The following is a 13,934-nucleotide window of genomic DNA, read 5'->3' as shown; positions in this document are numbered from 1 at the left end:
GTTATCAGTTGATTACTAATGTCGCCTCTTGTAATCATCCGATAACTACGAGAGGGCGGGTCTCATGACCTCCAGCACCCGGCGGATCCCCGTCTGGCTCGCGATCGTCGCCGCATCCTTGCCGATGTTCATGGCGACACTCGACAACCTTGTGGTCACCAGCGCACTGCCGGTGATCTCCAAAGACCTCGGCGCGACCATCGAAGAGCTGCAGTGGGTCGTCAACGCGTACACCCTCAGCTTCGCCGCGTTCATGCTCATGGCGGTCGCGCTGGGCGACCGTTTCGGCCGTCGCACGGTGTTCCTTGCCGGCATCACCGTCTTCACGCTCGCGTCCGCGGCGAGCGCACTGGCCACCGAGCCGTGGATGCTCATCCTGGCCCGGGCCGTGCAGGGCGTGGGAGCAGCGGCCCTGATGCCGCTCTCGCTGACCCTGCTCGTCGGCAGCGTGAGCGAGAAACTCCGCCCTGCCGCGATCGGCATCTGGGGCGGCATCTCCGGCCTCGGTGTCGCCACCGGCCCGCTCATCGGCGGCGCGGTCGTTCAGGGCTGGAACTGGCAGGCCATCTTCTGGCTGAACGTGCCGCTCGGCGTGATCGCCGTGCCGCTCGTACTCGCCGCGCTGCCCAACAGCTTCGGGGCCAAGGTGCGTGCCGACGTCGTCGGTCTCGTGCTCGCCAGCCTGGGCGTACTCGGCGTCGTCTTCGGGATCGTCCGGGGCAATCCGGCGGGCTGGGACAGCTTCGAGGTGCTCGGCTCGCTGATCGGCGGCACCGCTCTTCTCGTCGCGTTCCTGTTCTGGGAGCAGCGCAGCCCGGCCCCGCTTCTTCCGCTGCGGCTGTTCCGCGACCGCAGCTTCACGGTGACCAACTTGGTGGGTGTGACCTTCAGCTTCGGAATCTTCGGAGCCGTCTTCATCCTGATCCAGTTCCTGCAAGTGGTTCAGGGGCACACCCCGCTGGGGGCCGGCGTGATGACCATGCCCTGGACGCTCGCACCCATGGTGGTGGCGCCGCTCACCGGCCTGCTGTCGCCGCGCACCGGAACGCGGTTGCCCATCCTGCTCGGGCTCGTCCTGCTGACGGTCTCGATGGCCTGGATCGCGCTAACACTGTCGGCCACCCTGCCCTACTCGCAGATGTGGGAGCCGTTCCTGCTCGCCGGAGTCGGCATGGGTCTGGTTTTCGCTCCGAGCTCCACCGCGGTGCTCGTCAACATGAAGCCGGCCGACCACGCAAAGGCATCGGGAACCAACTCGACGCTGAGGGAGATCGGTGTCGCCCTGGGCGTTGCTGTACTGACCGCCGTCTTTACCGGTGCCGGTGGCACGCTCACCCCGACCGGTTACGTCGACGCGGCCATCCCCGCCGTATGGGTCGCTGCCGGCGTTCTCGCCCTCGCCGCGGTGATCTCACTCGCGCTGCCCTCGGGGATCCGCCGGGCCCGCCGCAGCGGACTGGATTCGGACGCCGTGACCGCCGAGCTCGAAGAGTCGGCAGCGGCAGAGGGCTCCGCGGAGGCGGGAGCGCTCGTCGACGACGCCACTCGCGCCCGCTGAGCCGAGGCCCGCGCCGTAGCGCACGGCGCCACCCCGATCACCCCGTACGCTGAAGTCATGCGAATCGGGGTGATCGGGGCGGGCGCCATCGGCGGCACGATCGCCGCACTGCTCGACCGCGTCGGTCACCTCGTCGAAGTCACCGCCCGGGGCGAGCACCTCGAGAAGATCCGATCGTCCGGCCTGCGCCTCTCCGGCGCCTGGGGCGACCATGTCGCCCGGGTAGACGCCGCCGAGACCCTCCACACCAAGCCAGAGCTCGTCTTCCTCTGCACGAAGGCTCAGGATGCGGCTGCCGCGATCCGCGAGAACCGCGCTCAACTCACTGGGATCCCCTTTGTGGTCGTGCAGAACGGCCTGGCAGGCTTGGAGCAGGCGCGCACCCTCCTCCCCGGCTCAGACTGCGTCGGGGCGCTCGCTCTCTACGCCGCGAGCTTCCTCTCCCCCGGATCCGTGTCGGTGACCACGCCGGCCACAACCTACCTCGGGGCGGGCAGCGGTGCCGCACCCGAGGCTGCGGTGGCCGCGACGCGCATCCTGAACGCCGCGATGCCGGCCGTCGCCATCGAGAACTTCTCCGGCGCGCAGTGGACGAAACTGATCGTCAACCAGATCAATGCGATGCCCGCGATCACCGGCCTCAGTGCTCAGGACACGCTCGGCGACAGACGGCTGCGTCATATCATCACCGCGGGGATGCGCGAAGCCACCCGGGTCGGATTCGACGCCGGCGTGCACTACGGCAGCATCCAGGGCCTGACCAACGGGCTCCTGCGATTCGTTGCCTCCGCACCCGCCTGGGCCGGCCAGATCGTGCCGCTCATGATGCGGCGCAGGATGGGCGAGACACCGAACCCGGGATCGACGCTGCAGAGCATCCGGCGGGGTCAGGCGACGGAGATCGACTACCTGAACGGCGCCGTGGTCGGGGAGGCCGCCCAGCTGGGACGCGAGGCCCCGATCAACGCAGCGCTCGTCGAGCTCGTGCACGAGGTCGAACGCACGCGCCGCTTCCTGCCTGCTGAGACGGTTGTCGAACGGATGCGCGCGCTGGTCTGATCAGCGCCCTGCGACCGCTCGGCGCATCACGCTCAGCAGCTGTCGGCGAACACCCGGCGCGGATGCTCGGGATCAGCGTTGTCCACCAGCGCGCTGGCCCACGGCCGCGGATTCGCCTCGGCGTAGTACAGATCCTGGCCCTCGCGATACCGCGCGTTCGAGAATGCATCCGGATCGGGATCGACGCCGTCGCGGGCTGCGAGCCGGGCATACGCCTCGTCCCACGGTACTTCGAGCAGCACGCTGTAGTTCCAGAGGCCGACGAGCTCGGGACGGAGAAGGAACACGCCGTCGACGATGAGCACCGCGTCTGCGGGCGCGGTCAGCCAACGGCTCTCGATCGGCGCATCCCGTCGCACATCGAAGGCAGCGGTCTGGAAGCCGGTGCTGCCCGCCATCCGAAACGGGTCGACGAGCACACGGCGGAACGTGCCGTAGTCGAACGAATCGCGGTAGAACGACTCCGGGGATTCGCGTCCGAGTCGCCAGCGCTCGGCTCGCGGTCGATGGAAGTTCTCCATCGACGCTCGGTAGGCATCGTGCCCCGCCTCGCGAAACACGGCGGCGAGGTCGTCGGCGAAGGCGGACTTGCCCGCACCGTCGATCCCGTCGACCGCCACGATCGTGCGGCCGCGGCCGTAATTGTGGGCGATCTCCGCCACGAGGCCGCGGAGGAACACAACGCGAGGAGTCGGCGCCAGTTGCATGAGTCGAGCCTATGCTTCCCTGGCGTCGCACGGCATCCGTCGTGGCTTAAGCTCGGGTGTCTCACAACAGAAGGGCACGCATCCGTGACGTTCGCCGGCACCGTCGTCGACTGGTTCCACGAGAACAAGCGCGACCTCCCGTGGCGCCGCGAGGGCTTCACCCCGTGGGGGACGCTCGTGAGCGAGTTCATGCTGCAGCAGACTCCGGTGAGCCGCGTCATCCCGCGGCTCGAAGAATGGTTGACGCGGTGGCCGACGCCCGCGGCACTCGCCGCCGTGCCCCCGGGCGAGGCCGTGAGAGCCTGGCAGTCGCTCGGCTACCCGCGTCGTGCGCTCTGGCTGCACGCCTGCGCGGTCGCGATCACCGAACGCCATGGCGGCATCGTGCCCGACGATGTGGACGAACTGCTCGCGCTCCCGGGGATCGGCGATTACACGGCTCGCGCTGTTGCCGTGTTCGCATACGGCGACCGACACCCGGTGGTCGACACCAACATCCGTCGCGTGATCGCCCGAGCAGTGGACGGACAAGGCGAGCCGGGGCCGCCATCGAAACGCGACCTCGCCTCGATGGAGGCATTGCTCCCCGACGACCGCGCGGCCGCGGCTGCCTTCAACGCGGGCATGATGGAACTCGGCGCCCTGGTGTGCGTTGCGCGAACCCCGCGCTGCGAGGAGTGTCCGCTCCGCGACGTGTGTGCCTGGCGACTGGACGGTTACCCGGCGTACGACGGGCCGCGCAAGGCGGTTCAGAAAAAGTTCGAGGGCTCCGACCGACAGGTTCGCGGGCTGATCATGGCCGAGTTGCGCGCGTCGCACATCCCGGTGACTGCCGCTGAGCTCACGGGTGTGTGGCCGGATGCGGCGCAGCGCGATCGCGCACTGGCGGGCCTGCTCGCCGACGGACTCGCGGTCGCGACCACGGACGGCTACGTGCTGCCCTAGGACTCGGCGAAGACGAGGGGGTCCCAGTCCAGGATGCGCGACCGGAAGACGAGCCCGTCGGTCCAGAACGGGTCGGACGCGCGAAATCGCTCCGCTGCCTCTCGGGAGCGGAATATCGCCATCGAACCCTGTGTGGCGGGATCGCCGAAGGTGCCGATCATCATGACGTCACCGCTCAGCGCGAACTCGTCGAGATAAGCGCGATGGCGCGGATACGTGTCGATCAGCTTCTGGAAGTGCTCAGGGGTCGCATCCGGATCGGGATCGTAGAACGAGACGGCGTACATGCCGTCAGGATACTGCTGGCCCAGGATGCTGCGGGCAGCGCCCTCCAGCGCCTACTTGCTCGCGCCCTCGGCCTCGTCGTTCTCGACGGCCTCCTCGTCGTCCTCGTCGTCGTCGAACTCGCGCGGCTTCACGTACGGATCCTCGTCGCCCGCGTACTGCGCGCCCGCGGCCAGACCGGCCACCTCGGTATCGCGTTCGCGCGCCTCGCGGAGCAGGTCCTCGATGTGCGCGGCGTTCTCCGGGATCGCGTCGAGGATGAACTCGAGCGACGGCGTGAGGCGCGCGGTGATGTTCTTGCCCACCTCGCTGCGGAGCATGCCGGTGGCGGCCGCGAGGGCGGCCGCGGTATCCGCGCGCTCCTCGTCGGTGCCGTAGACGGTGTAGAAGACCGAGGCGTGCTGCAGGTCGCCGGTCACCTGCACATCCGTGATCGTCACGAAACCCATGCGGGGATCGCGGACGCCACGCTCGAGGCGCTTGGCGATGATGACCTTGATTCTGTCCGCGAGCTTTCTCGCGCGTGCCGGATCAGCCATGTTGTCTCTCCTTCTGCCGTCCCGGAACACCGGGGTGGAAGAGCGGGAGGCCCGGGGCATGACGCCCCGGACCTCCGCTCATCGACTAGGCGCGGGGCTTCTCCCGCATCTCGGTCGTCTCGATCTCATCACCGATCTGGATGTCGTTGAACTTGCCGAGACCGATACCGGCCTCGAAGTCCGTCCGCACCTCGGTGACGTCGTCCTTGAAGCGACGCAGCGACTCGATGGTGAGGTTGTCCCCCACCACGACGCCGTCGCGGATGACACGAGCCTTCGCGTTTCGCGTGATCGTTCCCGACCGCACGATGACACCGGCGATGTTTCCGAACTTGGAGGAACGGAACACCTCGCGGATCTCGGCGACACCCGACTGGATCTCCTCGAACTCCGGCTTGAGCATGCCCTTGAGCGAGCTCTCGATGTCGTCGATCGCGTTGTAGATCACCGAGTAGAAGCGCACATCCACACCCTCGCGGGCCGCACGCTCGCGGGCCTTGACGTCCGGGCGGACGTTGAAGCCGATCACGATCGCGTTGTCGATGGTCGCCAGGTCGATGTCCGACTCGGTGATCGCACCGACACCGCGGTGCAGGATGCGCAGCTGAACCGAGTCGTCGACCTCGATCTTCATGAGCGACTCCTCCAGCGCCTCCACGGCACCGGACACGTCGCCCTTGATGATGAGGTTGAGCGCCTCGACCTTGCCCTCTTCCAGAGCACGGGTGAAGTCCTCGAGCGAGATGCGCTTACGCGACTTCGCCAGCATGGCGTTGCGCTCTGCAGCTTCGCGCTTCTCGGCGATCTGACGGGCCGTGCGGTCTTCCTCTGTGACGAGGAAGGTGTCGCCGGCTCGCGGAACGCTGGAGAGACCCTGGACCTGCACCGGGCGCGAGGGGTATGCCTCGTGGACGGTGTCGCCGTTCTCGTCGACCATGGCGCGGACGCGGCCGTAAGCCGTTCCGGCGACGATCGCGTCTCCGACGCGGAGCGTACCCGACTGGATGAGCACGGTTGCGACAGCACCACGGCCCTTGTCGAGCTTGGCCTCGATCGCGACACCGCGCGCATCCTTGTTCGGGTTGGCGCGCAGGTCGAGCCCGGCGTCTGCCGTGAGGAGCACGGCGTCCATCAGATCCTGGATGCCGATGTCGTTGCGCGCCGACACGTCGACGAACATGACGTCTCCACCGTATTCTTCGGCCACGAGGCCGAACTCGGTGAGCTGCTGACGCACCTTGGCGGGGTTCGCCTCCGGCTTGTCGATCTTGTTGACCGCGACGACGATCGGCACGTTGGCAGCCTGGGCGTGGTTCAACGCCTCGATGGTCTGCGGCATGATGCCGTCATCGGCCGCGACCACGAGGATCGCGATGTCGGTGACCTGGGCACCACGGGCACGCATGGCGGTGAACGCCTCGTGGCCCGGGGTATCGATGAACGTGATCGCGCGCTCAATGCCCTCGTGCTCGGTCCACACCTGGTAAGCACCGATGTGCTGGGTGATGCCACCGGCTTCGCCCTCGACCACATTGGCCTTCCGGATGGCGTCGAGCAGTCGCGTCTTACCGTGGTCGACGTGACCCATGACGGTGACCACCGGCGGGCGGATCTCCAGGTCTTCGTCAGTCTCGTCCTCGAGCTCCTGGTCGAGGTCGATGTCGAAGCCCTCGAGCAGCTCGCGGTCCTCGTCCTCCGGGGAGACGATCTGGACCTTGTAGCCCAGCTCATCGCCCAGGATGCCGAAGGTCGCCTCGTCGAGAGACTCCGTCGCCGTCGCCATCTCACCGAGGTGGAACAGCACGGTCACGAGGTTTCCGGGGCTGGCGTCGATCTTGTCGGCGAAGTCCGAGATGGAGGCGCCACGACGCAGCCGCACGATGGTGTTGCCATCGCCGCGGGGTACGCTCACGCCGCCCAGCGACGGGGCTTCCCTCAGTTCGAATTCCTGCCTCTTGGCGCGCTTCGACTTGCGGGCCTTGCTCTTGCCGCCACCGCGACCGAACGCTCCGGCGGTTCCACCACCGGGACCGCGGCCGCGACCGCCGCCACCAGCGGGACGGGGGCCGCCGAAGCCGCCACCGGGACGCTGGAAGCCACCACCGGCACCTGCACCTGCACCTGCACCGCCGCCGCTACCGGGACGCTGCTGGAAGCCGGGACGGCTGCCGCCGCCCTGACCCGGACGGGCCGGACGGTTTCCGGCGCCCGCGCCGGCTGCGCCGGGACGCGGCGAACCGGGACGCGGCGGGGTCGGACGCGGGATGTTGCCGGGCGAAGGACGCTGGCCCATGCCCTGCGAGCTCGCGAACGGGTTGTTGCCCGGGCGAGGAGTGGTCGGGCGCTGGCCCATGCCCTGGTTCGATGCGAACGGGTTGTTGCCCGGACGCGGCGCACCGGGGCGCGGGATGCTGCTGTTGGCTCCGGCCGGACGCGGCGCGGACGGCGAAGCGGCGGCAGACGGGGTCTCGCCGTCCGACTTCGCGGGCGCCGACTTGGCCTCGGCCTGGGCTGCCTTCGCAGCGGCCGCGGCCTCGGCGGCCTCAGCGGCTGCCTTCTGCTCGGCGAGCGCCTGGCGCTCGGCAACGGAGAGCGGCGCAGCCGGGACGGGAGCCGACGACTTCGCGGGCTCCGGGGTCGCGGATGCGGTCGGTGCGGGGGCAGGCGCTGCCGGGCGGGCTGCGCTCGGCGCGGCCGCCTTCGGTGCCTGGGCGGCGCTGGACGCTGCCGCCTTGTCGGCCGTGAAGCCTTCCGCCTCGAGCGCAGCACGAAGCTTGCGCGCCACGGGCGGCTCGATGCTAGAGGACGGTCCCTTGACGAACTCGCCCATTTCCTTCAATTTCGCAAGGGCTACCTTGCTGTCGACTCCGAGTTCGCTAGCGACCTCGTGTACGCGTGGTTTTGCAGCCACAATTCTCCTGTCTAGGGGGCCTACCCCTAGCAGGGCAGACCGTTAGTTACGGACGGGTCTCATTTCGAGCCGCTCATTAGTTGTCACTCATTTGAGTTCACTGTGCCGTTCAGCCTGTTCTCTCGTAGTGCGTCCTGGATGGCCTGGGTCGAGAGCATCCCGTCGACCCGCAATGCCCGCCCGAAGGCGCGCCTCTGCAGGGCTTTGTCGAGACACTCGCCAGTCGGATGAAGCCACGCGCCCCGCCCGGGAAGAGTGGCAGACGGGTCCACCACGATTTCCGAATTCTGGGCGACGACCCTCAGAAGTGAGGATCGGGGTGCGCGAGAACGGCATCCGACGCACGTTCTAACAGCTTCCATCTTACACCCGCACGCCAGCCCGGCTGGGCGCACCTACTCCTTGTCGAGAATCGAATCCGGCTGGATGTCGATCTTCGCGCCGGTCAGCTTGGCCGCGAGACGGGCGTTCTGACCTTCTTTGCCGATGGCCAGGGAGAGCTGGTAGTCGGGCACGAGGGCGCGCACGGCCTTGAGCGACTCGTCGATCACAAAGGCGCTCGTCACCTTGGCGGGCGAGAGCGCGCTGGCGACGAACGTGGCCAGGTCGGGCGAGTAGTCGACGATGTCGATCTTCTCGTTGTTGAGCTCTGCTGTGACCGCGCGGACGCGCTGACCCAGCTCCCCGATGCAGGCGCCCTTCGCGTTGACGCCCGGTTCGGTCGCCCTGACGGCGATCTTCGTGCGGTGCCCGGCCTCGCGAGCCAATGACACGATCTCGACGACGCCGCTCGCGATCTCGGGGACCTCGAGCGCGAACAGCTTGCGGACGAGGGCCGGGTGCGTGCGCGACACGGTGATCGACGGACCCTTGAGTCCCTTCGACACGCTCGTGACGTAGACCCGGATGCGCGAACCGTGCGTGTACTCCTCGCCCGGCACCTGCTCCTCGGGCGGGAGGATCGCCTCGACGCTGCCGAGGTCGACGTGGATCATCCGCGGGTTGGGACCCTGCTGGATGACGCCCGCGACGATGTCGCCCTCGCGTCCGCGGAACTCGCCGAGCACGGCGTCGTCCGCGATGTCGCGAAGCCGCTGATTGATGACCTGCTTCGCGGCGAACGCCGCAATACGACCGAAGTCGCTCGGGCTGTCCTCGGCCTCGCCGACGACGTTGCCCTCCTCGTCCTTCTCCGGGACGAAGACCGACACGTGGCCGGTCTTCCGGTCGAGGTGTACCCGCGCTGCGGGCGGCTCCTCGGTGTGTCCGTGTCGGTGGTCGGCCTGGTTGGTGTGCTTCAGGTAGGCGGTCAGAATCGCCTGCTCGATAATCTGCACCAGCTCGTCGAAGGGGATCTCTCGCTCACGTTCCATGAGACGTAAGACGCTGAGGTCGATGTCCATGCCGGCCTCCTCTATTCAGATCTTGCCGACGCGAACTGCGCGACGGACTCAGCTAACTACGGTACCCGATCCTGAGCCCTCCCGGAACGGGGGTACCGTATGCGACATGTCGACTCCCCAGGCCGTCGCCCGAACGGCCGAGCGCAACCCCATCGTCCGCGTGCTCGCCCGAGTCGGTAACGCGACGATCGGACTGCTCCACATCCTGATCGGCGCGATCGCGATAGCGGTCGCCTTCGGAGCGGGCGGCAACGCCGACCAGTCGGGCGCGCTGCAGGCGCTCGTGGATGTCCCCGGCGGACTGTTCGTCGTCTGGGCCGCGATCGTCGGCCTGATCGCGCTCACCCTGTGGCAGATCCTGCAGGCGGTGGTCGCGCACAAGGCCGGCCAGCGTGTGTCCGAGATTGCGAAGGGCGTGGTGTACGCGGTACTTGCCGTGACCGCCATCTCGATCGCCGCCGGAAGCGGCCACGACGCCTCCACCACGGAGAAGACGGCGAGCGCACGCCTGCTGGCCCAACCCGGAGGCGTCTTCGTGCTCGGCCTCATCGGCCTCATCGTGCTCGGAATCGGAGTCGGATTCCTCGTCATCGGCATCCGGAAGTCCTTCGCCCGCGGTCTCGCCCTCCCCGCGAACGGACTCGCGCCCGCCACCGTCACCCTCGGTCGCATCGGGTACATCGCCAAAGGCATCGCCCTCGGCATCGTGGGCGCGCTCGTCGTCACAGGAGCGATCAGCTACGACCCCGAACTCGCCGGCGGCCTCGACGGCGCCCTCAAGTCTCTCACTCAGGTTCCGTACGGCGTCTTCCTCCTCATCGCGATGGGCCTCGGTCTGATCGCCTACGGCGTCTTCTGGTGCGTGCGCTCGGTCGCCATCCGCCTCTAGGGCACGCGGGCGACCGTCCACGGTCGCGATACCGGTCCGGATCCGCGTCCCAACCCAGGTCCCAATCCAGGTCGCGGACCCGGGCGCGGTCCCGGGCGGATGACCGGAACGAGGCGTCGCATGAACGCGTCGCGCGCGACGAACAGGTCGCGGCGGGTGACCCGGATCACGCGCCAGCGGGCGACGACCATGTCGTCATGGCGACGGATGTCGTACATCCACTGGTCCGCATCCGTGCGGTGTCCGTCTCCCTCGTATTCGAGGATCACCCTTTCGTCAGCGAAGACGAGATCCGGATGCACGACCCGCCCATCCGGCAGAGAGATTGCCGGATTCACCCGCGGCTCCGGGAAGCCGTAGTCGACCAGCGCGAGGCGAAGGAGTGTCTCCGGGCGTGAATCCGCACCCCACCGAGTCTGATCCGCGGCCCAGCGCGCTGACGCGACTCCCTTGACGCTGCCCAGCGCCAGGGCGACTCGACGGAGCTCGCTCAGGCTCGCGAGCGCATCCCGACCTCTCGCGCCCACGATGTGATCCGCGGTCACGACCAGTTCTTCCCGAGGCAGGATGGCAGCCAGTTGCAGCCAGACCTGCAGCGGCGAGCACACCCGCAAGCCAGAGACCTCGCGCACGTCGATATCGCGGACGCTGTGTCCTCTCACTCCTCGCGAGCGCGGCGGAGTTCGCGGGAACGGCACGCTCACGTGCAACGGACCGTCTACGGCTCCCCGAGGCAACGGCATCCCGTAGAGGGCGGCCGCCGTGACATGGCTGAACACCTGGTCGTCGAGCATCCGTTCGACGTATGCAGCGCAGCGCTCGAGAAGCCCGGCCGGCGCACGCGCGGTATTCACGCCGTGAAAGGGATGCTCGACCTCGCGGGCACGTAGCCGACCGGGCGCGACACCGATGGCGAGGGCTCGATGCGTGGCGAAAGGTGCGTCGCGGAGCGACGGCGGAAGCGGTTGTGCGTGACCCATGACTCCACGATCGCGTCATCACCGCTTCGACGGACGGGCTTCCTGCGATCTGTGGATAAGGGCGCTTGTGGAATCGTGCGAAAAGTGCGGTTGGGGCTGCCCCAACCGCACTTTTCGCACGATTCGACGCTAGGAGCCGGAGGCGGCAGCGGGAGCCGCAGCGAGCGCGGCGACGGCGTCGCCGAGCGCCACCGAGCTGCGCTCGCCGGTGCGCCGGTCCCACAGCTCGACGACGCCGTCGGCAGCGCCGCGCCCCACGATCACGATCTTCGGAACGCCGATCAGCTCCGCGTCGCCGAACTTCACACCGGGCGAGACCTTGGGGCGGTCGTCGAGGAGAACATCGAGCCCCGCATCCTCGAGGGATGCGGTCAGCTCCTCAGCCACATCGAACACGACCTGCTCGCGGCCGGCTGCGACCACGTGGACGTCGAACGGCGCGACCGTCTCGGGCCAGATGAGGCCCTTGTCGTCGTTGTTCAGCTCGGCGATGATCGCCAGGATGCGGGTGACACCGATTCCGTACGAGCCCATCGTGACAGTGACGAGCTTGCCGTTCTCGTCGAGCACCTTGAGTCCGAGAGCTTCGGCGTACTTGCGGCCGAGCTGGAAGACGTGACCGATCTCCATGCCGCGGGCGAGTTCGACCGGGCCGGAGCCGTCGGGTGCCGGGTCGCCGGCCACGACGGAGGCGACCTCCACTGTTCCGTCCCAGCTGAAGTCGCGTCCGGCGACCAGCCCGAAGACGTGCTTACCGTCGATGTTGGCGCCGGTGATCCACCCTGAGCCGTCGACGATGCGCGGGTCGACGAGGTAGCGCAGGTGGGTGCTGCCGTCCTCCCCGAGTACCGGACCGTCGGCCGACCAGGGGCCGATGTAGCCCTTGACCAGGCCGGGGTTGCGCTGGAAGTCGGCCTCTGTGGCCGCCTCGACCTCAGCTGGTGCGAAGGCGACCTCTGCACGCTTCTCGTCGACGTCGCGGTCGCCGGGCAGGCCGACGACGACGATCTCGCGGGTGCCGTCGAGGTGCGTGAGCGCCAGCACGACGTTCTTGAGCGTGTGCGCGGCCGTCCAGGGGTTGCCGTCGGGCCGCGGGTGCTTCTCGTTCGCGACATCGACGAGGCTCTGGATGGTGGGTGTGTTCGGTGTGTCGAGCACCTCCTGCGGCGTGAGCTTCTCGTACGAGCGGGTGGGCGGCGCGAGCGTGGTGAACGCCTCGACGTTGGCCGCGTATCCCCCGGCCGATCGCACGAAGGTGTCTTCGCCGATGGGTGTGGGGTGCAGGAACTCCTCGCTGCGGGATCCGCCCATGGCGCCCGCATCCGCCTTCACGATCACGTACTCGAGCCCGAGCCGCGTGAAGATGCGCTCGTACGCGTCGCGCTGCGCCTGGTAGCTGACGTCGAGCCCCGCGTCGGTGTAGTCGAACGTGTACGCGTCCTTCATCGTGAACTCGCGGCCGCGCAGCGAGGCCGGCACGAGGGCGCGCCTCGTCGCGGTACTTGTCCTGGATCTGGTAGATCGCGAGCGGCAGGTCTTTGTAGCTCGAGTAGAGGTCCTTCACGAGAAGGGTGAACGCCTCCTCATGGGTCGGCGCGAGCAGCATGTCGGAGCCCTTGCGGTCCTTCAGCCGGAAGAGTCCGTCGCCGTACTCCTCCCAGCGGCCCGTGACCTCGTAGGCGTCACGCGGCAGCAGTGCAGGAAAATGCACCTCGTGGGCTCCCGCGGCCGTCATCTCCTCGCGGATGATCGCCTCGATCTTGCCCTTCACGCGGAGCCCCAGCGGCAGCCAGGCGAAGATGCCCGGCGCCTGGCGCCGGATGTAGCCGGCGCGCACGAGCAGCCGGTGGCTGGTTACCTCGGCGTCGGAGGGGTCTTCACGAAGAGTGCGGAGGAAGTAGTTCGTCAGGCGTGTAGGCACCGTTCCATGTTAGAGGGCACGGCACACTGGGTTCATGCGCTCCCAGGACTCCGCCCGCCTCCACCTCGCCCTCATGCTCGGGCTCACCTTCACCACCGGCATCATCGACGCCGTCGGCTACCTCGGTCTCGACAAGGTCTTCACCGCGAACATGACCGGAAACGTCGTCATCCTCGGCATGGCCATCACGGGCGCCGAGGGCCTGCCTGTGCTCGGCCCGACGCTCGCTCTCGGCGGGTTCCTGCTCGGCGCCGCGATCGGCGGTCGGTCGCTGTCGAAGTCGCGCACAGGATGGGGTCGGGCCACCACCGCCGCGCTGGTCGTCTCGGCGTCCATCACCCTCGCGCTCGGTATGATCAGCATCTTCATCCCGCCGGTCCACGGAACGGTCTTCACGTACATCCTGACCACCGTGCTCGCCGTGACCATGGGACTGCAGGCGGCGACAGCCCGCCGCCTCGCCGTCGCCGACATCACCACGGTCGTCGTCACGTCGACGCTGACCGGTTTCGCAGCCGACTCCCGGATCGCGGGCGGCACCGGAGCCCGCTGGCAACGCCGCGCGCTCGCGGTGATACTCGTCCTCGTCGGCGCGCTTGTCGGCGCACTCCTCGTGCGCGTCGGCGTCCCGCTCGGACTGTGCGTCGCGGGCGGGATCGCGCTGATCCTTGCCCTGATCGGGCACTCGATGCGCGAGACGAAGAACCCGAGCACGGAGGCGGCCGCGGAATAGGCTG

At 68.2% G+C, this 13,934-nt stretch carries 12 protein-coding genes and 1 pseudogene; 5 read left to right on the top strand and 8 right to left on the bottom strand.

Annotated features, from left to right (window positions below; translation table 11 throughout):
- The first annotated feature begins 64 nt into the window (after positions 1-64).
- Positions 65-1,558 (top strand): MFS transporter, encoded by a 1,494-nt coding sequence (locus ACQ86A_RS08565; protein WP_431280119.1) that lies wholly within the window; start codon positions 65-67, stop codon positions 1,556-1,558.
- A gap of 57 nt (positions 1,559-1,615) precedes the next feature.
- Positions 1,616-2,617, top strand: coding sequence for a ketopantoate reductase family protein (locus ACQ86A_RS08560; protein WP_431280118.1), 1,002 nt, complete (start codon positions 1,616-1,618; stop codon positions 2,615-2,617).
- A 32-nt stretch (positions 2,618-2,649) separates the two neighbouring features.
- Here the strand turns inward: ACQ86A_RS08560 and ACQ86A_RS08555 are convergent, their stop codons facing one another.
- The gene (locus ACQ86A_RS08555; RefSeq protein ID WP_431280117.1) at positions 2,650-3,324 is read right to left on the bottom strand and encodes a uridine kinase; all 675 of its coding nucleotides are present in this window, start codon (positions 3,322-3,324) and stop codon (positions 2,650-2,652) included.
- 84 nt (positions 3,325-3,408) lie between these two features.
- Between ACQ86A_RS08555 and ACQ86A_RS08550 the strand changes: the two genes are divergently transcribed.
- Positions 3,409-4,269: an A/G-specific adenine glycosylase gene (locus tag ACQ86A_RS08550; protein ID WP_431280116.1), complete on the top strand. Its 861-nt coding sequence runs from the start codon at positions 3,409-3,411 to the stop codon at positions 4,267-4,269.
- On the opposite strand, the gene ACQ86A_RS08545 is transcribed toward ACQ86A_RS08550, so the two are convergent.
- The 5 genes from ACQ86A_RS08545 to nusA all read right to left on the bottom strand — a co-directional run bounded on the left by ACQ86A_RS08545 (position 4,266) and on the right by nusA (position 9,407).
- Positions 4,266-4,556, bottom strand: a complete 291-nt coding sequence (locus tag ACQ86A_RS08545) for a YciI family protein (RefSeq protein WP_431280115.1) — start codon at positions 4,554-4,556, stop codon at positions 4,266-4,268. The two genes, ACQ86A_RS08550 and ACQ86A_RS08545, sit on opposite strands and share 4 nt — an antisense overlap.
- A gap of 51 nt (positions 4,557-4,607) precedes the next feature.
- Entirely contained in the window at positions 4,608-5,093 is a 486-nt protein-coding gene (gene rbfA, locus ACQ86A_RS08540; protein WP_431280114.1) for a 30S ribosome-binding factor RbfA, read from the bottom strand.
- Between the two features lie 85 nt (positions 5,094-5,178).
- Positions 5,179-8,004, bottom strand: coding sequence for a translation initiation factor IF-2 (infB, locus tag ACQ86A_RS08535; RefSeq protein ID WP_431280113.1), 2,826 nt, complete (start codon positions 8,002-8,004; stop codon positions 5,179-5,181).
- Between the two features lie 83 nt (positions 8,005-8,087).
- Positions 8,088-8,366, bottom strand: coding sequence for a YlxR family protein (locus ACQ86A_RS08530; protein ID WP_431280112.1), 279 nt, complete (start codon positions 8,364-8,366; stop codon positions 8,088-8,090).
- A gap of 33 nt (positions 8,367-8,399) precedes the next feature.
- A complete protein-coding gene (gene nusA, locus ACQ86A_RS08525; protein ID WP_431280111.1) occupies positions 8,400-9,407 on the bottom strand; it encodes a transcription termination factor NusA in 1,008 nt (335 codons plus the stop codon).
- 106 nt (positions 9,408-9,513) lie between these two features.
- Between nusA and ACQ86A_RS08520 the strand changes: the two genes are divergently transcribed.
- On the top strand, positions 9,514-10,296 hold the full coding sequence (locus ACQ86A_RS08520; protein WP_431280110.1) for a DUF1206 domain-containing protein: 783 nt from the start codon (positions 9,514-9,516) through the stop codon (positions 10,294-10,296).
- On the opposite strand, the gene ACQ86A_RS08515 is transcribed toward ACQ86A_RS08520, so the two are convergent.
- Both ACQ86A_RS08515 and ACQ86A_RS08510 read right to left on the bottom strand, forming a co-directional pair.
- Positions 10,293-11,276, bottom strand: a complete 984-nt coding sequence (locus tag ACQ86A_RS08515; RefSeq protein WP_431280109.1) for a hypothetical protein — start codon at positions 11,274-11,276, stop codon at positions 10,293-10,295. The two genes, ACQ86A_RS08520 and ACQ86A_RS08515, sit on opposite strands and share 4 nt — an antisense overlap.
- Positions 11,277-11,405: 129 nt before the next feature.
- Positions 11,406-13,197: pseudogene (locus tag ACQ86A_RS08510) on the bottom strand (proline--tRNA ligase).
- Between the two features lie 34 nt (positions 13,198-13,231).
- On the opposite strand from ACQ86A_RS08510, the gene ACQ86A_RS08505 reads away from it, so the two are divergent.
- On the top strand, positions 13,232-13,930 hold the full coding sequence (locus tag ACQ86A_RS08505; RefSeq protein ID WP_431280108.1) for a YoaK family protein: 699 nt from the start codon (positions 13,232-13,234) through the stop codon (positions 13,928-13,930).
- The last annotated feature ends 4 nt before the right edge of the window (positions 13,931-13,934 follow it).

It is taken from the genome of Leifsonia poae (genome assembly GCF_050632195.1).
In the GTDB taxonomy this organism is placed as follows: Bacteria; Actinomycetota; Actinomycetes; order Actinomycetales; family Microbacteriaceae; genus Leifsonia; species Leifsonia poae_C.
The sequence above is the reverse complement of the archived record's forward strand: the minus strand, read 5'-3'. Positions and strand labels throughout refer to the sequence as shown.